This is a genomic window from Actinomadura litoris (assembly GCF_009733595.1).
GTDB lineage: Bacteria > Actinomycetota > Actinomycetes > Streptosporangiales > Streptosporangiaceae > Spirillospora > Spirillospora litoris.
The window spans coordinates 100498-117427 of sequence record NZ_WOFH01000013.1 but is presented as its reverse complement, the minus strand read 5'-3'; the positions used below and the strand labels follow the sequence as shown (position 1 = coordinate 117427).

The window sequence follows — 16930 nt, the reverse complement described above, 5'->3', positions numbered from 1 at the left end:
CCGGACGCCGCGTTCGCGACATCGCGCCGGAAGATTTCTCAGCCGATCCCGGGATCGGTGGTGCTCGGCCTGCCGTCCTCGACATGACCGGCCAGCCGCCGCAGGAAGGACGCGTCGCCGGAACAGGTCACGGACACGTCGTACCAGGAACCGGTCCGGCGCAGGGGAACGCGGTGGACGGCGCGCCCGCCCGGCCGGATCGAGTAGCTCACCGAGCGGTCGTTGTAGCCGTCGCTGACCGTGAGGCGGCGGGACGTCCGTCCGTTGTTCACCAGGACGAGGTGGAGCGAGCCGCCGCTGTGATGCACCGACACCTCGGGCCCGGCGCCCTCGCCCGAATACCGGCGGAGGAACCCGTTGGGGCCGAACACCGAGAACTCGTAGGCGCCGCCGGTGCTCCAGGTCTCCGTCAACGTCCGCCTATTGTGGACGGTGTAGCTCCACGGGCCGTCCGTCCGGTTCGCCGAGGTCACCAGGTAGCAGATTCCCTCGCCGCTGCCCGAGGAGAAGCGGAGGGTGAACTCGTTGCCGGCGGCCTTTCCGTCCACCGACGGCGTGTACGGCAGCGGCCGCGCCGGACGCAGACCGGGCTCCTGCTTGGGGAGAGCGGGATTCGCCGGCGGCTTGGGCACGTAGTCTTCGTGCCGGTCGTGGTCCTTGGGCGCGTAACGGCTGGTGTCGGGCAGCGTCGCGGGCCGCTTGTCCGGGCGCGCGAAATCGAACGCCGAGGTGAGGTCACCGCAGATGGCGCGCCGCCACGGCGAGATATTCGGCTCCCGGACGCCGAAACGCCGCTCCATGAACCGGATGACGGACGTGTGGTCGAACACCTGCGAGCACGCCCAGCCGCCCTTGCTCCACGGCGACACCACGAACATCGGAACGCGCTGCCCCAGCCCGTACGGCCCGCGCGCGTACGTGGACGACCCCGGGTAGATCTCCGTCGTGATGTCGGCCGTCGAGCCGCCCCGCTCCCGCGAGTCGGACGGATAGGGCGGCGGGACGTGGTCGAAGAAGCCGTCGTTCTCGTCGTAGGTGATGAGCAGGGCGGTCCTGCTCCACACCTCCGGATCGGCGGTCAGCGCGTCCAGCACCTTCGCGATGTACCAGGCGCCGTAGTTGACGGGCCAGTTCGGGTGCTCGCTGAAGGCTTCGGGCGCCGCGATCCACGAGATCTGGGGGAGCCTTCCGTTCTGGACATCTGAGCGGAGAATGCGGAACAGGTCGTCACCGGCCTTGGCGTTCGTGCCAGTCCGCGCCTTTTCGAACAGCGGATCGCCCGGGGCGGCGTTGCGGTACCTGTTGAAGTAGAGCAGCGAGTTGTCGCCGTAGTTGCCGATGTACGGATCGTTCGTCCAACCCCATGAGCCCTTGGCGTCGAGGCCGTCGCCCGCGTCCTGGTAGACCTTCCACGACACCCCGGCCTGCTCCAGCCGCTCGGGATAGGTGGTCCAGTCATAACCGCGCTCATCGTTGGCGAGGACGGGGCCGCCGCCCTTGCCGTCATTGCCCGTGTATCCCGTCCACATGTAGTAGCGGTTCGGGTCGGTGTTCCCGATGAACGAGCAGTGGTAGGCGTCGCACACCGTGAACGCGTCCGCCAGCGCGTAGTGGAACGGGATGTCCTTGCGCGTCAGATACGCCATCGTCGTCGTTCCCTTGGCGGGAATCCACTGGTCGTACCTTCCCTGGTTCCACGCCTTGTGCCCACCGGTCCAATCGTGGTTGAGGCCCTGGATGAACTGGAGCCCGAGGTCGTCGGCGTCCGGGCGGAACGGCAGCACCTCCCGGCCGCCGTCCGGCTGGTGCCAGACCGTCCTGCCGTTCGGCAGCGTCACCGGCCGGGGGTCGCCGAAGCCCCGAACCCCGCGCAGCGCGCCGAGATAGTGGTCGAAGGACCGGTTCTCCTGCATGAGGACGACGATGTGCTCGACATCGCGGATGGTGCCGGTACGCCGGTGCGCGGGGATCGCCTCCGCCCGCGCGATGCTCTCGGGCAGCGCCGAGAGCGCCGCCGTCCCGCCTGCCAGTTGCAGAAAACGCCGCCGATCGAGTTCAGCCATGGCCGGGGTGCCTTTCTGGAGCGACTGAGGGGCACCAGAGCAGCAGGTGCCGGGGAACACCCCGCGACGCGTACGCGAACGCCACAGGAAGGCGACGGCTCAATGAAGGGAGGCAACGCCGCGGTGAACGGGACCGGGCCGAACCGCCGTCACCGGGCGTCACCAAGAGTGAAGGCGGCCCGCACACAAGGCCGCCTTCACCGGCATGGACGAAACGCGTCCCATGCCATTTCCCAGGAGAGTCGGGGTTCACCTTTCCCGCCCGCACCGCGCAGGCAGCAAAGATGATCGCGCAGCCCCGCTGGAACCCCGTTGGAATCCAATCGGAACACGGGTAGCCGAACGGGACGAGAGCGCTACTGTGCACCGGTGACAGGCACCCCCGACCTTCCCGTGCTCTTCCTCGACGTGGACGGCCCGCTCATTCCCTTCGGGGCCGCGCGTCCCTATCCGACCTACCCGGTGGCCCGTCATCTGGCCGTGTCCCATCCGCTCCTGAACAGGGTCGACCCCGGGCACGGGCCCCGGCTGACGGCTCTGAAGTGCCGCCTCGTCTGGGCCACGACCTGGATGTCGGAGGCGAACGAATGCCTCTGCCCACTGCTCGGTCTGCCACCGCTGGAGGCCGTCATCTGGCCCGATACCGCGGACTTGGACGAGTTGGACGCGCGTCGCGGGATGCACTGGAAGACCCGGCCGCTCGTCGCCTGGGCCGCGGGACGGCTGTTCGTGTGGGTCGATGACGACATCACCCCGGCCGACCGTTCCTGGGTTGCCGCCCACCATGAAGGCAAGGCCCTCCTCCACCGTGTCGACGCCCGGGAAGGGCTCACTGGGCCGACTATTCCGCCATGCACGAATGGCTCCGCCGACAGGGAGGCCCCCGGCATTCGCCGGGGGCCTCGACCTGAAATCTAGGGGCGGCGCTTCCACGCGAGGAGATAGCGCGCGCTGCTGCGAAGGGATTCCATCGCTGTGCGTTCGGCATTCATCATGTCTCCGCCTTCCACACGAAGCGGGAGGGGCCCCCGGCGCGGCCATGTCGCTGCGACCATTCGCCGGGGGCCTCGCGCTGAGAACTAGGGGCAGCGCCTCCACGCGAAGAGGTAGCGCGCGCTGCTGTGGGTGGAGTCCATCGACAGGAAGCTCATCTTGTCGCTGTCGGAGCCTCCCGCGTTCACCCGCAGTTCGGTGTTGAGGTTGAGATTGCGCTCCTCGTCACACGGCTTGTAGCGCACGTCTGAGAACCTGTCGCTGAACTGCCAGTCGTCGGCGTAGGGACCCTTGAGCTGGTGGTCGCCCACCTGGTTCGTCGGCGACCCCTGGAAGTAGTAGCTCGTCCGCACCAGGCCGGTGGCCCCGGCCTGCAACCCCGCGAAGCCGCGATGGTCGGCGCCGATGATGCCGTAGGTGTAGTTGGCCGGGTGGCGGACGCGCAGGTTGATCTGGCAGTTCTTCCGGAAGGCCGTCGGTGGCGCCTCACCGCCGGCGTAGGCGAGGTACTCGCTGTAGTTGACGGTGAAGGCGGTCCTGTTTTCGGAGATCACCACCGACGACGTGCCCTGCGGGCAGCCGGAGCCGTTGACGGAGGCGACCTCGATGCTGACCCCTTCCGGGGCAGCCGGGGCCGCGGAGGCGGGAGCGGTCGTCAGGGCGGCCAGGCCGAGGGCGCCTGCCAGCACGACCGTCGTACTTTTGGCATTCATCATGTGTTGTCTTCCGCGCGAATCGGGTGGGAGGCCGGGGCGGCCTTTTGCCGGTCGCCCCGGCCATTCGCCGAGGGTCTCGATCTGGGAGCTAGGGGCAGCGCTTCCAAGCGAAGTCGTAGCGCGCGCTGCCGTGGGTGGAGTCCAGCGACAGGAAGCTCATCTTGTCGCCGTCGGAGCTTCCGGCGTCCACGCGCAGTTCGGTGTTGAGGTTGAGGTTGCGGGACTCGCCACACGGCTTGTAGACGAGCTGCTGGACGGGGATCTGGTCGTCGAACTGCCAGCCGTCGACATACGGGCCCTTGAGCGCGTGATCGACCAGCTGGTTGCCCGGGTGTCCCTGGAAGTAGTAGTTCGTGCGCAGCAGGCCGCTCGTCCCGCGCTCCAGCCCGGCGAAGCCGCGGTGCTCGACGCCGCTGATGGCGTAGGTGTAGTTGTCGGGAGCGTTGACGCGCAGGCTGATCTGACAGTTCTTTCGGGAGTCGGCCGGTGGCGCGTTGCCGCCGTCGTAGGCGAGGTAGTCGCTGTAGCTGACGGTGAAGGCGGTCCTGTCCTCGGAGATCACCACCGACGACGTGCCCTGCGGGCAGCCGGAGCCGTTGACGGCCGCCACCTCAACACTGACGCCGTCGGGTATGGGCGGGGCGGCGGACGCGGGAGCAGTCGTCAGCGCGGCCAGGCCGAGGGCGCCTGCCAGCACGATCGCCGTTCGTTTTGCATTCATCATGTGTTGGTCTTTCACGCGAATCGGGGAGGTTTCCGGCGCGGCCCTGCTGGTCGGCCGGACATTTCCTAGCTGCTGTCGCTTACGGATTTACCGGTGATCACCTCGCAGCCGGTAATCGTTTGTCACGGTATTCCCGCGGACGGAAGGGGGTCAACATCGGCTTTTTCGATAAAGTTTCTGTCGTAACTTGTTTTAAACACCCGGGTCCGGGGCCGCCCGATCTCGAACTCACGGCCGCCCGACCGGCACCACTGGGGGGCGGCCGAAAAGAGGGCAGCCGAAACACCTGTGGATCATTTGCCAGGGGACCAGGTCCAGGAGTCAGGGGCAGCGCTTCCACGCGAAGTCATAGCGTGCACTACTGCTCGTGGATTCCATCGACACAAAGCTCATCTTGTCGCTGCCCGAGGTTCCGGGATCCACGCGCAGCTCGGTGTTGATGTTGAGGGCGCGATCCTCGCCGCATGCCTTGTAGGCGAGGTGGGGCGTGGAGATCACGTCGGTGAACTGCCAACCATCGAAATACGGGCCCTGGAGCGCGTGATCGACCTTCGAATCGTCCCGTAGTCCCTGGAAATAGTAGCGCGTTCGCAGCCGGACGCTCGCGCCGCGCTCCAGCCCGGCGAAACCGCGGTAGTCGGCGCCGCCGATGGCGTAGGTGTAGTCGTGCGGGGCTTTGACCAGCAGGCTGATCTGGCAGTTCTTCCGGGAGGCCGTCACCGGCGCGCCATTGCCGGCGTAGGCGAGATCGCGGCTGTGGTTGACGGTGAAGCCGGTCCTGTCCTCGGACATCACGACCGTCCCCGACCCCTTCGCGCAGCCGGAGCCGTTGACGGAGACCACCTCGATGCTAGCGCCCTCCGGCATGGCCGGCGCCGGTGCCGCGGACGTGGGAGCAGCCGTCGGGGCGGTCAGGCCGAGGGTACCCGCTAACGCCGTCGCCGTACGTTTGGAATTCATCATGTGTTGGGCTTCCAACCGAATCGGGAGGGGGACCGGCGCGGCCCTGCTGGTCGCCCGGACATTTCCTGGCTGCCGTCGCTCGCGACTTCTCCTGCGATCACCTCGCAGCCGGTAATCGTTCGTGACCGTATTCCTATCCGAGGAAGGGGGTCAACGGCGTCTTTTTCGATAGACTTTCTGTCTTAACTTTTTTAAACATCGGCGTCCCAGGCAGTTCGATCTCATGCTCCCACCCGCCCCACCAGCCTCGAACGTTCCATCCTCCTGGAAAGGGTCGGCCGAAACTCCTGTTGATCGCTGACCGAAGCAGCGCTTCCAGAGGGCCGCCCGACCGCCGCGCGACCGACTCCCGGTGATCGGGCAATCACGCAAACGGTTGCTTGTGCTCACGCATCGAAAGGCGTTCGTGGCCGAAGGTGATGGGCTGTTTTCGAAAAAGCGCTTCTTCGCGGGTGAGCGTCTTCTCCATAAAATCGATAGGTCTCCATGGGCCGGTCCGGCGAAGGTGGACCCGTCCAAGCCCGGCGGCCCGGCCCTTGAAGTTAATCGAAGCCGTCCGCGTCCCCGGGGTGCGCAGGTGGGAGCCGCGCGGGTGGACCTGCGGCTGCTGTTGTCCAATCGGCGCATTGGGGGCCATGGCGCGATGAATGCCGGGAGTCACGGAGGGGGATCGGCCAAGGGGTGAGGCGGCGGCGCTGTATTGTGCCGGGTGAGACCGTTGTCCGCTGCCAATCGGCGGTGCCCTCCAGTTAAGGCCCTCGCGCCCGCCGCTCGGATTGTTTAGCCTGAAAACAACTTTTGTCTGGTTTGGTGGGATGATCATGGGTGAGCGTTTCGAGGAGCATCTGCCATCGGTTCCGGGCCTCGATCCGAACGTCGCCAATTCCGCTCGCGTGTGGGACTACTGGCTCGGCGGCCACCAGTTCTACGAGGCCGACAAGGCGATGGCCGACGAGATCGAGCGGGTGCTGCCCGATATCGTCGCGCAGGCGCGGGCCGACCGGCTCTTCCTGAGCCGGGTCGTGGAGTTCTTCGCGGGAGAGGCGGGCATCGGCCAGTTCCTCGACATCGGGACGGGCCTGCCGACCTCCAACAACACCCACGAGGTCGCCCAGCGCCTGCGCCCCGACGCCCGGGTCGTCTACGTCGACAACGACCCCCTCGTACTGGCGCATGCGCGCGCGCTGCTGACCAGCACGCCGCAGGGGGTCACCGCCTACCTGGACGCCGACCTGCACGACCCGGACCACATCCTGGACGAGGCGGGCCGCACGCTCGACCTCGACCGGCCCGTGGCCGTCACCATGCTCGGCGTCGTCTGGCACATCATGGAGGACGAGCAGGCGCGCCGGATCCTGGGCCGGCTGATGGGGCGGCTCGCCCCGGGCAGCCATCTGGCGATCAGCCACCAGACCGACGAGGTCACGGGCGTGCGGGCGCGGGACGCCGTCGAGATGTGGAACCGGGACGCCGCCCCCAAGGGCGTCTGGCGTTCCAAGCGCCAGTTGGAGGATCTGTTCGGCGCGGTGGGCCTGGAATTGCTGGAGCCGGGCATCGTGTCCTGCAATCGATGGCGGCCCGAAACCACCGACCTCCTGCCGGATGAGGTCGACCAGTTCGGTGGCGTGGGCCGAAAGCCCTGACCTTCCCGGCATGACCGCCTGCGCATTCCTGCCCGTATTTCGGTCGGGGTTTCCAGGTGCGCGGCGATCAGGCAAGCTTGCGGGGCGACCGACGGCAACCGGAGTCGGCCAGGCGGCAACCGGGGTCGGCCGTCGGAAACCGGTGGCAACCGGGGCTCGACCGGCGGTGCGTCCAGGGGAGGTGAGGCGTGCACACACTGTGGCTGCCGACGGAAGACCCCGACGCGCTGACGCGCCCCCGGCTGCTGTTGGCGGCCAAGCTACGTGACCTGCGCGAACGCAACGGCGTGACGTCCGAGACGGCGGGCGCGGCCATCGGGTCGCTGCCCCTGCTGAAGGCGATGGAGCGGGGGGTGACCGCGTCCGACCCGCACCACGTGATGGCGCTCGCCTCCCTGTACGACCTGACCGACCACGCCGCCCGCCTGCAACTTCTGCAACTTGCCCTCAGCTCGCGGCAGGAAGGCTGGTGGCAGCCGTACCGCCCGTTCATCCGCTCGTGGTTCCTGCCCTACCTCGGCGCGGAGCAGGCCGCCGAGATCATCCGCTGCTACACGGTCGGCGCCGTCCCCGACCTGCTCCAGCATCCCGCCTACGCCGCGCACGTGATCCGCGGCGCCAACCCGGGGGCCGACGCCGGCGAGCTGGCCAAACGCCTGGAACTGCGGATGCGGCGCCAGCGCGTCCTGCACGAGCGCAACCCGCCCCGGCTGTGGGCGATCATCGACGAGACCGCCCTCCGCCGCCGGGTCGGGACCCCCGAGACCACCTACCGCCAGCTCGACCACCTGCTGGACCTGTGCGAGCTGCCGCACGTGACGATCCAGATCATCCCGCTGACCGTCGGGCATGACCTGCCGCGCAGCCCGATCACGCTGGTGCGGGTGCTGCACGACCAGGACGTCCGGCAGGTGGTCTTCCTGCAACAGTTCAACGCCGCCTACTATCCGGATGATCACAAGCGGCACCTGTACGCGATGGACCTGCTGGCGGTCATCGCCGAGCCCCCCGCCCACACGCCCGGCCTGCTGCGGGAGATGATCTCCGCGCTGTGATCCGGCTGGGGACAAATGTCTCGTATGCCACAGAATTGACTCGGCGGGCGTGACAGGCTGGCCAGTGGCGACAGGGCCATCCCGTCCTGGACGATCACCTGTGCGCGGCGATCCCGCTCGCTTCACCGACAGCCTCGACGGACGTATCCTCCGATGCCGAGTGGACGCGGCGCGCCGAGGCGACGTGCAACGTTCAGCACCTGTCCGCACGCCAGCGCAAGGACGGACCGATGGCAACGACGCCGCGACGGACCCCGGCCCACCAGCTGATGGTCAACTGCCTGTACCACTCGCACATCCAGCACGGACAACCCCCGCTTCCACAGATCCTGCGGACGCTGAAGCGGCTTCCCGAGCTGTACACCGACTTCGCCGGCGCCGCCGACGGCACCGGCCTGTCGTCCACCGCGAACATCCAGAAGATCATCATGGGCTCGCACCACAGCCTGCCGAGCGCGGTGCAGCTGTCCCGGCTGATCCTCGCCTTCCAGCACCTGGCCTGGGCCGACGGCGTGCTCCGCAGCAATCCCGGGCTCTCGACCCTGCCCGGCTGGCAGGCGCTGCTGAGCGAGGCGCGGACCCTGGACAAGGAGCAGGAACGCCAGGGGATCTTCCTGCGGGACGCGCGACCCTACCCCGAGGAGCCGGTGCGGCTGCCCGTCCCGGGGCCGGGCTCCGAGCCGTCCCGCGCGCTGACCAGGGCCGAGCCGGTCGAGATGACCAGCATCGAGCTGCACGGCCTGACGACGCTCGGGCCCTACGCCCGATCGCTCGCCGTCCGGGCCGCGACCGGCGACCCCGGCGTCCTGTTCGAGGTGGCCCTCGCCCTGTTCGCCTCGGGCGACCCCTATGACCAGCGCGCGGAGTCGTTCGCCGCGAACGCGGCCGCCGCCGGGGTGTCGCCCGCCACCGATCTGCTCATGGCCTGCAAGGTGGGTTGCGCCGCGCGGGCGCAGTTGACCGTCCAGCAGGCGCGGGTCCTGGAGCATGCCGCCGCCTACTCGGGCGACGAGGACGCCGCGCTCTTCTTCTCCGGCTGCGTCGACCGCGCCGTCATTCCCGGGGCCAGGAAGACGGCGCCGCTCCTTGAGGACTGACCCGTTCGATTCGTGATCTGTTCTCGTCAGCCCGATCAGCGTTTCTTGGCGTTTCGTGGCTTTTCCTGCCGCGACCTGGTGGTTCACTTTGTTTTTTCCGGCCAAACCGGTACATAATCCAGGGTCGGTGCGCAAGGGTATGGGTGTTCATTCGCTCGTCCGGAGTCTCCCCACGATGCTGAACCTCCTCCTTGGCAGAGGCAATGGTCACGCCTTACGAAAAAGCTTCTTTACCGTGAGCCGCCGCCATGGCGCGGCGCCACGCTGCCCAGAGGAGGTCGAGTTGGCGATCGTCTTGACCACGACCTGGATGCTGGTCACCGGCAGACGGCTCCACCAGTACCCCGCCCTGCACGGCCTGGACTCCGAGCAATTGATCGAATTCTGGGCCGAGGCCGCGGACGGGACGGCGCCCTGGAAGGCGCCGACGAGCGAGACCACCGAGGACACGAGGTCATGAAACCCCGGTACAGGACCTGCTTCGCGGTCGACATCTCGCGTTTCACCGGCCGGGACGCGGTGCACCAGGCGCAGGTCCGCACCGCCATGCACGAGATGGTCAAGGCGGCGTCCGACGCCGCGAACGTCCCCTGGCGGTCGCAGAAGAACATCGACCGGGGCGACGGCGTCCTGGTCGTCACCGGAAGGGTCGGGGTCGAGGTGCTGTTCCGGGACTTCATCGCCAAACTCGGAGGCGCGGTGCGCGGATACAACATGCTCGCCTCGCCCGCCGAGAAGATACAACTCCGCCTGGCCCTGGACGCGGGCCATCTCCTCAAAGACGCCGAAGGCTTTTCGGGGATCGCGCTCAATCGGGCGTGCCGCATGCTGGACGCGCCCGAGTTCAAGGCGAGGATGACCGCGCGGAAGGCGGAGTTCGCCGTGATCACATCGAACGAACTCCACGAGGTCGTCCGCGGTTACCGGCTGCTCGACGACACGCAGCTCGAAAAGATCCCGGTCGATGTGAAGGAGACGCACACGGACGCCTGGATGTGGATTCCCTGACCACCCACTCGCACGGCATTCTCGGCGAGGCCCGCAATGGCGGGCTCGCGGCCTTCGGTGAGGACGCGAGGGGCCCTGCCGTCCTCGATCACGTGACCGATCGTCGCCGGGGCGCGGTGTCCCTGCCGGCGAAGAAGGCGACCAGGCTGCCCACCGCGAAGGCCAGAAGCAGGAAGGTGCCGACGGCGGCGCCGATGGTGGAGCCCCATTCGCCTTTGCCGCCGTCCGCCTGGACGAAACGTCCGACGTCGCGTCCCGGCAGCCGGTTTCCCGCTTTGACCGCGCCGTCGTCCGCTCCTCGCAGTTCGACGCCGTACCTCACCTCGTTCCCGGTCTGCGGCGTGAAACGGCCGTACCAGGAGCACCGCCGCGCGCACCGCCACTTCTCCGCGAGGAGGACGCCGGGGCGCCCGCGCCCGGCGGCGGCGTCACGCGTCGCCCCGCCCTCCTCGACCGCGAAGACGAGCAGGTACACCGCCCCCGCGAGCAGCGCCAGCGGCAGGGCGAGGCTCGCCGCGGTGACGAACATCGACGCCACGGACCGCCGCGTCCCCCTCGGTCCAGCGTCATCGATCATGGTCTGAGCATGCCGCCGGCGCGGCCGATTCGCCATAGCCGGGCACTTGCCGGCTTCGTTTTCACCGTGTGCCGCCGCCGAGGTCTCGCTTTACGAGAGCCATGAGTGATTGTACGGTCACTCACATGGCCCGAGGCATCCTCTCCACCGCCGAACTCCGCCGACCGGTCGTCGCGGCGACCGCCGTCCGGGCCTTCGCCCACGGCGGCTACCACGGCACGACCGTCGCGGACGTCGCGCGCGCGGCCAAGATCTCGCCCGCCTACGTCTTCAAGTTCTTCCCGAGCAAGGAGAAGCTGTTCGCCGCCGCCCTCGAATCCTGCTTCGACCAGGTCGTGGACGCGCTCGAACGCGGCGCGGGCGCCGCCGCCTCGGCGGACCCGGCGGACATCCTCGACGCGATGGGCGACGCCTACGCGCAGCTCATCGCCGACCGCACGCTGCTCATCCTCCAGGTGCACGCGCAGTCGGTCGCCGAGATCCCCGAGATCGGCGCGGGCCTGCGCGCCGGGCTCAAGCGGGTGGTCGAGCTGGCCAGGGCCCGCTCCGGAGCGCCCGACGAGGCCGTCCAGCGGTTCATGGCCTACGGCCAACTCTGCCACCTGATCGTGACGGCCGGGGTCGACGAGATCCCCGAGGGATGGGCGCGGCTGCTGGACGCCGGAATCCGCCACCCGTAGCCCAGGAATAGAACGCGTTCGCTCCAGGTTCTGAATCTCAGTAGAAGTGAGTGATCAGCCACTCACTCTCTCGCCCGAAGGGAAAAGGATCATGATCGTGCACGGCAACCGCTTCACGTTCAAGCCCGGCGCCTCCCCCGAGCAGGTCGAGGAGGCCCTGGAGAGCCTGCGAAACCAGGGGCGGTCCATCCCGGCCGTGACGTCCTTCACCGTCGGACGCGACCACGGTGGCGAGTACGAATGGGGCGCCACCTTCCTCATCGAGGACCTGGACGGCTACTGGGAGTACCTCACCCATCCCTCCCACCTGCGGACGGACCGGATCGGCCTGCCGCTCGTCGACAGGTTCGCCTCGTTCGACATCACCGACGACCTCGACCCCGGGATGGGCGCCAAGATCGCGGCCCTGCACCAGCGCCGCTACGACCGCGACCCCGAACTCACCCGCCTCGTCTCCGACCTGGGCGAATACAGCGGAAGTGCCGCGCCGGGCCCGCACGCCTGAGCAGGGTCAAAAGTCGCCCTCGGCGACCTGCAGCACGGTGAGGCCCAGGTCGGCGCGCCACATCCGCACGACCGACGCGCGATCGTCCAGGACGGCCGTCACGGGCCCGACCGGTGCCACGAACCTCTCATAGAGGGCGCGTTTGATGACCCGGTCGGGCCGGTGGTCCCCGGCCGGCCGCATCAGCAGCGCCTCACCCGGGACACCGACGTGCGCGGCGATCCACACACCGGTCGCCGCGCGGCACTCCTCCGACCGGCCCGACAGGTAGATGATCCGGTGCCCGGCCGCGTCCAGCGCGCGGACGACCTCCACGATCGGCGTGTGCGGGACGTCCTCTCCGACGCGGCTCCAGTCATAAGGGGAGCGGACGTCGTCGGTGTCCTGCCGGAGGGCCACGGTCCCGTCGAGATCGACCAGGTAGAGCCCCCGCGCGGCGGGCCTCGCCAGATGCGCGGCGCGGACGTCGTGCAGCCAGCTCTCGACACGGTCGCGGTCCGGCTCGTCCGGCAGCGGCGTGCGGGCGGCGGCGAAATCGTCCTCGGCCCGCGCCAGAACCCGGCGGGCCTCGGCGAGGTCACCGGCGGCGACGCGCTCCCCGAAGCCCAGATACCACCCCGGATCGGACAGCCGCACGTCCAGCTCACCCGTCCGGTACAGGCCGAGCCCCTGGTGGACGAGCCGCGCGAGATGGCGGGCGTGCTTGGCGGTCCGCTTGCGGGTGTCGGCGCTGAAGGACCCGTCCCCGCGGGTCTCCATTCGCTTGAACTGCTGCGTCGCGTATCCCAGATAGGCGTCCTTCACCCGCGCCGCCGACAGAAACGCCGCCCGAATCCCGATGAGCTGGTCGCCGAGAGCGGAACGGGCCTCATACAGCTCGTCGGGCAACCACATCAGCTCGGTGACGGTCGGATTCGCCTGAAGGGAGAGCGCGGCGAATTTCCCCGCCTCATGAAAGGTCACATCGGGTTTCGTCGTGACCGTCGTCGCCGCACGTCCGGCGGGCGGGGTCAAACCGTGGAACTCGACGGTCGGCGCCGCATACACGCCGAGCCGGTCGATGTCGGAACCGGGCCCCGCCAGCCCATAGGCGGTGGACCCGACAATGCCCGACAGCAGCACGTTCGCAGGCTCAACCATGGCACCCCCGCACGACACAGAACAGCACACCGCCGATCATGACATCCGCCGCCGCCGATGAGCACGACGTTTGGCAGGTATTGAACGTGTTGCGGGAGCCGGGCCGGGGACGACGTCGGTGGTCGTTCACCTCAGGAGGTCTCCCATGCGCCGCTCCCTGCCCGTGTCCGCCGGCTTCGCCGCGCTGGTCATCGCCCTGTCCGGCTCCCAACTCGCCACGGCGCCGCCCACCCGGGCGCCTCTGGCACACGTCGTGCTGGCGGTCCACGGCGGAGCCGGCTCCCTGCCCCGCGGCAGCCTGACACCCGAAGAGGAAAAGGCGTACCGCGACGGCCTGACCAGGGCCCTGCGAACCGGCTACGCGCAGATCAAGAAGGGTGAACCGGTACTGGACGCGGTCGAAAAGGCCGTCAACGTCCTGGAGGACGACCCGAACTTCAACGCGGGCAAGGGCGCCGTGTTCAACGCCGACGCCGAACAGGAACTGGACGCCTCCATCATGAACGGCCGCGACCTGCGATCGGGTGCGGTCGCCGGCGTCCACCACACCAAGAACCCCATTTCGCTCGCCCGGCTGGTGATGGAGAAATCCCCGCACGTCTTCATGGCGGGCAAGGGCGCCGACGACTTCGCACTCCGCAATGGCGTCCCGTACACCACCCAGGACTATTTCTGGACGCAGCGCCGCTGGAACCAGCTCATGGAGGCCAAGCACCCGAAGCCCGGCGCGAAGACCGAAACCGGTGGCACGGTAGGCGCGATCGCCCTGGACGGCTCGCACAACCTCGCCGCCGCCACCTCGACCGGCGGCCTGACCAACAAGCAACCCGGCCGGGTGGGCGACTCCCCGGTCATCGGCGCCGGAACATACGCCGACAACCGCACCGCGGCCATCTCCTCCACCGGCACCGGCGAAGCCTTTATCCGCAGCGTCGCCGCCCACGACATTTCCGCGCTCATGCAGTACGCCCACATGCCCGTGGCCAAGGCCGCCGCGACGGTGGTAAACGAAAAGGTCCCCGCACTAGGCGCGACCGGCGGCGTCATCGCCCTGGACCCCAGAGGCAACCTCGCCACCCCGCACAGCACCAAGGGCATCATCAACGGCTACATCACCGCGGACGGCAAAATCACCACCCGGCTCTACGACGACGAAACCCCCGCAAGTTAGCGGCTGACCGCGTCCCGCGCCACCATGACCAGGACGTGCGACGAGAGCGAAGCCCGGCGCAGGGCCTCGGTGAAGACCTCGATGACCCAGGCCGCGACGTCCCACCGCCATCCGCGAACGGAGCAGCCGAAAGTCTTGGCACGGTCGCCCTGCCGATCCTCCCAACCCGTGACCGCTCCCAGGGGATGCGCGAGGTCGCCCCTGGCGCTGACGCGGATCTTCCCCTGCCCCGTCTCCTCGACCGCCGATGCGATGGCATGGACGTCCACGCCGGGAGGCAGGCCCGCGACGGTGACGGTCACCTCGTTCTCCGGCTGAAGGAAGTCCGTCAGTTCGTGCCAATCGTTGATCGAGGCAAGCGCCTCCCGAGCGTCGGCGGCCACTTTCATGGGCACGACCGCGTGCACTCCGGCCAGCTCCCACGTGCCGACGGCGTCGAGCGTGTCCCTGAGGACCGCCGCGAGCGGATGAAACGGAAGCCGCTGGGCGGGATGGGGGCTGACCCTGACCTGGTACCAGGCGATTTCACGGATTCGCCGGTCCTGTGTCCAGTCTCCACCCGCTTCCAGATGCGACCAACGCCGGACGGACGGCCATCCGTAGGCGTCCGCCCGGCTCAGGGCGAGAGCGTTGACGCCATCCTCAACGCTCTCCACATCATCGAGCCGCCAGCGCTCGGTGACGACGGGGTTCACACGCAGCACCCCATGCAGCCCAAGGAACAGTTCGTGCCGCTCCACGTCGGCATATCTTGGACCCCGGGCCACGGCGCCTCACTCTCGACAAGGGTTCGGCGTCAGACCTTGCACTTAAGGGTGAAGCCATTGGAGTACCACTTTTCTGGACCGTCGGTGTAACCGATGATGTCGACATCGACCACGGTACGGAACTTGACCTTGGTCGTACGATTCTTGCACTTTTCCCGCGCGTTCGCTCGCTTGCTGCTCCCCGGACCGACGGTGCGCTTGCCCGTGGCGACCGTCTTCCACTTCGCGCCCTTGTGCGCCTGGAGCCAGACGGTGACCTTCGCCTTGGTGGCCTTGCCGGAGATCTTCTCCCACCAGCCGTGGACCGACACCTCCCCGCGCGTGATGTGTGGGTTGTCGCCCCTGGTCCTGAAGTACGTGACGTCTCCGGCCAGCACGGGTGCCTCGACGCCGGCGCGCTGCGCCCGCTGCGGCCCGCCGGCGGCAATCGCCTGGCCGCCGTCCGCCGGGGCTGGCGTCGCGGCCGACGCGGCAGTACCGAGCCCCGTCAAGGACAGGGTGGTCACGCCCAGAACGGCCCCTACCAGCAGCCTTTTATGAATGTTGCGAGGCAACTCTTGCACCTTTCATGAGAAATTGGGCGCGCGGAAGTCGGCTATGCCGTTGACGACGGATCGATAGCTGGATCACATCCGGGCACGCCGACTTATCCAGGCATTCCAATGAGATGTGTGGGTAGCGCGATGGTCGCGACGTATGTGCAGCGGATGAAGGGCGAGTGGCGCGCCCCTGATGGCCAGGCAGCGGCGCTTTCGCGGCGCTGTCCTCTCCTCGGGGGTCTTTTTGCGCCGAACATGCCTGAGGCGGGCGGCGCCGCGCCGAACGCGCCCGCCTCTGATCAAGATCATAACCGATGATGGCCGTTCCTTGATCATCATCGGAAGCGGAGAATCAGGGCGGAGCCCTACCGATGAGTCTCCGCGACGTCATCGGCGACGCACGCTGAGCGGTGTTTCCGCTGTTCCCCGCCCTGTTCCTGGCCGAGGCGGCTTTCCGCGCCGAGCGGTTCGGCGCCCAAATCCGACGGCGCCGACCGTTGAATACCTTGGCGGTTAGAAGTGTCAGCCACTGCATATTTACGTGGGCTGTCCCGAATGGCACAGTTCCATTGACGACAAGTCCTGAATCGATCACTATCCGTGCACGCACCCGCCCGCTCGGCGCTCACCACCGAGGCCCTCCTCCCTGCCGACCTTCGCCAAGGCGGATGAGGAGGAGCCGCGGGCCCTGGCGGGGGCGATTCGAACCCCCATGGCGGCCGGGGGCGCGGCTCCCGTCGTGTCGGGACGAGACCCTTCGCGTGCCCTGCTCCCCTATCGCGGACGGTGAGCGCGCAGGATCAAATCCGTGGTCTCGCTGCTGCCGAAGTGGGAGCGGCTGCGAGCCGAACCCGGACTCGCCGCCAAGGAGCAGGAGGAACTGGCGGGCACCGCGACCAGGAGCGGGCACGTCGAGCCGACCGTCCTGAGCGCATCCGACCGAATACTCGGCCAGCCCTTTATGGGCGGCGGAACCCTCACTGTCCCGCCACATTCGCTGCAACTCGGGATGGCGGTTAAGCTCGGCGATCCTGATGCGGAGCTGCGACTCGTGAAGCCGGAACGGTTCGCGATAGCCGCACCGCAATAGTGCGACCCGCTCGGCCTCGGCCAACTCCAGGACCCCGTAAGTCGCTGTACATGGCCTGCTTGCTGACACCGGCGACCGCAGACGCTCCAGGACTTCCACGTAGACGTCCGAGGGTGGAGGCTGCGAACCCCAGGTGGGGGCGATGAGGCCCAATCTCGGGGACGCTCTCGTGAGTCTCAGCAAGATCGGTTGCGAACCC

The 16930-nt window shown here is 68.2% G+C and carries 18 protein-coding genes; 9 read left to right on the top strand and 9 right to left on the bottom strand.

What is annotated here, in order from left to right; all coding sequences use genetic code 11:
- Positions 1–38: 38 nt before the first annotated feature.
- Complete coding sequence (locus tag GNZ18_RS31515) at positions 39–2063, bottom strand: phosphocholine-specific phospholipase C (RefSeq protein WP_156220292.1); 2025 nt, start codon at positions 2061–2063, stop codon at positions 39–41.
- Between the two features lie 369 nt (positions 2064–2432).
- Between GNZ18_RS31515 and GNZ18_RS31510 the strand changes: the two genes are divergently transcribed.
- Entirely contained in the window at positions 2433–2981 is a 549-nt protein-coding gene (locus GNZ18_RS31510) for an HAD domain-containing protein (RefSeq protein ID WP_246250791.1), read from the top strand.
- A 161-nt stretch (positions 2982–3142) separates the two neighbouring features.
- On the opposite strand, the gene GNZ18_RS31505 is transcribed toward GNZ18_RS31510, so the two are convergent.
- The 3 genes from GNZ18_RS31505 to GNZ18_RS31495 form a co-directional block, all read right to left on the bottom strand.
- Complete coding sequence (locus GNZ18_RS31505; protein WP_246250790.1) at positions 3143–3772, bottom strand: DUF4360 domain-containing protein; 630 nt, start codon at positions 3770–3772, stop codon at positions 3143–3145.
- An 88-nt stretch (positions 3773–3860) separates the two neighbouring features.
- Entirely contained in the window at positions 3861–4493 is a 633-nt protein-coding gene (locus tag GNZ18_RS31500; RefSeq protein WP_156220290.1) for a DUF4360 domain-containing protein, read from the bottom strand.
- A 324-nt stretch (positions 4494–4817) separates the two neighbouring features.
- Complete coding sequence (locus GNZ18_RS31495; RefSeq protein WP_156220289.1) at positions 4818–5459, bottom strand: DUF4360 domain-containing protein; 642 nt, start codon at positions 5457–5459, stop codon at positions 4818–4820.
- Positions 5460–6280: 821 nt separating this feature from the next.
- On the opposite strand from GNZ18_RS31495, the gene GNZ18_RS31490 reads away from it, so the two are divergent.
- The 5 genes from GNZ18_RS31490 (at position 6281) to GNZ18_RS31470 (ending at position 10262) form a co-directional block, all read left to right on the top strand.
- A complete protein-coding gene (locus tag GNZ18_RS31490; RefSeq protein ID WP_156220288.1) occupies positions 6281–7102 on the top strand; it encodes an SAM-dependent methyltransferase in 822 nt (273 codons plus the stop codon).
- Positions 7103–7290: 188 nt separating this feature from the next.
- On the top strand, positions 7291–8157 hold the full coding sequence (locus GNZ18_RS31485; RefSeq protein ID WP_156220287.1) for a DUF5753 domain-containing protein: 867 nt from the start codon (positions 7291–7293) through the stop codon (positions 8155–8157).
- 230 nt (positions 8158–8387) lie between these two features.
- Positions 8388–9254 carry a hypothetical protein gene (locus GNZ18_RS31480; protein ID WP_156220286.1) on the top strand — a complete coding sequence of 289 codons (867 nt, stop codon included), beginning with the start codon at positions 8388–8390 and terminating at the stop codon, positions 9252–9254.
- A gap of 283 nt (positions 9255–9537) precedes the next feature.
- Complete coding sequence (locus tag GNZ18_RS31475) at positions 9538–9714, top strand: hypothetical protein (RefSeq protein ID WP_156220285.1); 177 nt, start codon at positions 9538–9540, stop codon at positions 9712–9714.
- Positions 9711–10262 carry a hypothetical protein gene (locus tag GNZ18_RS31470; RefSeq protein ID WP_156220284.1) on the top strand — a complete coding sequence of 184 codons (552 nt, stop codon included), beginning with the start codon at positions 9711–9713 and terminating at the stop codon, positions 10260–10262. The genes GNZ18_RS31475 and GNZ18_RS31470 overlap by 4 nt, the downstream gene beginning before the upstream one ends.
- An 88-nt stretch (positions 10263–10350) precedes the next feature.
- Here the strand turns inward: GNZ18_RS31470 and GNZ18_RS31465 are convergent, their stop codons facing one another.
- Entirely contained in the window at positions 10351–10839 is a 489-nt protein-coding gene (locus tag GNZ18_RS31465) for a hypothetical protein (RefSeq protein WP_156220283.1), read from the bottom strand.
- A gap of 125 nt (positions 10840–10964) precedes the next feature.
- On the opposite strand from GNZ18_RS31465, the gene GNZ18_RS31460 reads away from it, so the two are divergent.
- Both GNZ18_RS31460 and GNZ18_RS31455 read left to right on the top strand, forming a co-directional pair.
- The gene (locus GNZ18_RS31460) at positions 10965–11519 is read left to right on the top strand and encodes a TetR/AcrR family transcriptional regulator (protein ID WP_156220282.1); all 555 of its coding nucleotides are present in this window, start codon (positions 10965–10967) and stop codon (positions 11517–11519) included.
- 91 nt (positions 11520–11610) lie between these two features.
- Positions 11611–12024: a Dabb family protein gene (locus GNZ18_RS31455; RefSeq protein WP_156220281.1), complete on the top strand. Its 414-nt coding sequence runs from the start codon at positions 11611–11613 to the stop codon at positions 12022–12024.
- 6 nt (positions 12025–12030) lie between these two features.
- Here the strand turns inward: GNZ18_RS31455 and GNZ18_RS31450 are convergent, their stop codons facing one another.
- Entirely contained in the window at positions 12031–13164 is a 1134-nt protein-coding gene (locus GNZ18_RS31450) for a phosphatase domain-containing protein (RefSeq protein WP_156220280.1), read from the bottom strand.
- A 145-nt stretch (positions 13165–13309) separates the two neighbouring features.
- On the opposite strand from GNZ18_RS31450, the gene GNZ18_RS31445 reads away from it, so the two are divergent.
- Positions 13310–14335 (top strand): isoaspartyl peptidase/L-asparaginase family protein, encoded by a 1026-nt coding sequence (locus GNZ18_RS31445; protein WP_156220279.1) that lies wholly within the window; start codon positions 13310–13312, stop codon positions 14333–14335.
- Here the strand turns inward: GNZ18_RS31445 and GNZ18_RS31440 are convergent.
- The 3 genes from GNZ18_RS31440 to GNZ18_RS44115 form a co-directional block, all read right to left on the bottom strand.
- Positions 14332–15075 (bottom strand): hypothetical protein, encoded by a 744-nt coding sequence (locus tag GNZ18_RS31440; RefSeq protein ID WP_156220278.1) that lies wholly within the window; start codon positions 15073–15075, stop codon positions 14332–14334. The two genes, GNZ18_RS31445 and GNZ18_RS31440, sit on opposite strands and share 4 nt — an antisense overlap.
- A gap of 56 nt (positions 15076–15131) precedes the next feature.
- Positions 15132–15608: a hypothetical protein gene (locus GNZ18_RS31435; protein WP_156220277.1), complete on the bottom strand. Its 477-nt coding sequence runs from the start codon at positions 15606–15608 to the stop codon at positions 15132–15134.
- 658 nt (positions 15609–16266) lie between these two features.
- Positions 16267–16635 carry a TetR family transcriptional regulator C-terminal domain-containing protein gene (locus GNZ18_RS44115; RefSeq protein WP_376766290.1) on the bottom strand — a complete coding sequence of 123 codons (369 nt, stop codon included), beginning with the start codon at positions 16633–16635 and terminating at the stop codon, positions 16267–16269.
- Between the last annotated feature and the right edge of the window lie 295 nt (positions 16636–16930).

Excerpts from the sequence above, each read along its gene's own strand:
- GNZ18_RS31515 (WP_156220292.1), bottom strand. The coding sequence starts at position 2,063 with ATGGCTGAACTCGATCGGCGGCGTTTTCTGCAACTGGCAGGCGGGACG.
- GNZ18_RS31505 (WP_246250790.1), bottom strand. The coding sequence starts at position 3,772 with ATGATGAATGCCAAAAGTACGACGGTCGTGCTGGCAGGCGCCCTCGGC.
- GNZ18_RS31500 (WP_156220290.1), bottom strand. The coding sequence starts at position 4,493 with ATGAATGCAAAACGAACGGCGATCGTGCTGGCAGGCGCCCTCGGCCTG.
- GNZ18_RS31495 (WP_156220289.1), bottom strand. The coding sequence starts at position 5,459 with ATGATGAATTCCAAACGTACGGCGACGGCGTTAGCGGGTACCCTCGGC.
- GNZ18_RS31490 (WP_156220288.1), top strand. The coding sequence starts at position 6,281 with ATGGGTGAGCGTTTCGAGGAGCATCTGCCATCGGTTCCGGGCCTCGAT.
- GNZ18_RS31480 (WP_156220286.1), top strand. The coding sequence starts at position 8,388 with ATGGCAACGACGCCGCGACGGACCCCGGCCCACCAGCTGATGGTCAAC.
- GNZ18_RS31470 (WP_156220284.1), top strand. The coding sequence starts at position 9,711 with ATGAAACCCCGGTACAGGACCTGCTTCGCGGTCGACATCTCGCGTTTC.
- GNZ18_RS31465 (WP_156220283.1), bottom strand. The coding sequence starts at position 10,839 with ATGATCGATGACGCTGGACCGAGGGGGACGCGGCGGTCCGTGGCGTCG.
- GNZ18_RS31460 (WP_156220282.1), top strand. The coding sequence starts at position 10,965 with ATGGCCCGAGGCATCCTCTCCACCGCCGAACTCCGCCGACCGGTCGTC.
- GNZ18_RS31455 (WP_156220281.1), top strand. The coding sequence starts at position 11,611 with ATGATCGTGCACGGCAACCGCTTCACGTTCAAGCCCGGCGCCTCCCCC.
- GNZ18_RS31450 (WP_156220280.1), bottom strand. The coding sequence starts at position 13,164 with ATGGTTGAGCCTGCGAACGTGCTGCTGTCGGGCATTGTCGGGTCCACC.
- GNZ18_RS31445 (WP_156220279.1), top strand. The coding sequence starts at position 13,310 with ATGCGCCGCTCCCTGCCCGTGTCCGCCGGCTTCGCCGCGCTGGTCATC.
- GNZ18_RS44115 (WP_376766290.1), bottom strand. The coding sequence starts at position 16,635 with ATGTGGCGGGACAGTGAGGGTTCCGCCGCCCATAAAGGGCTGGCCGAG.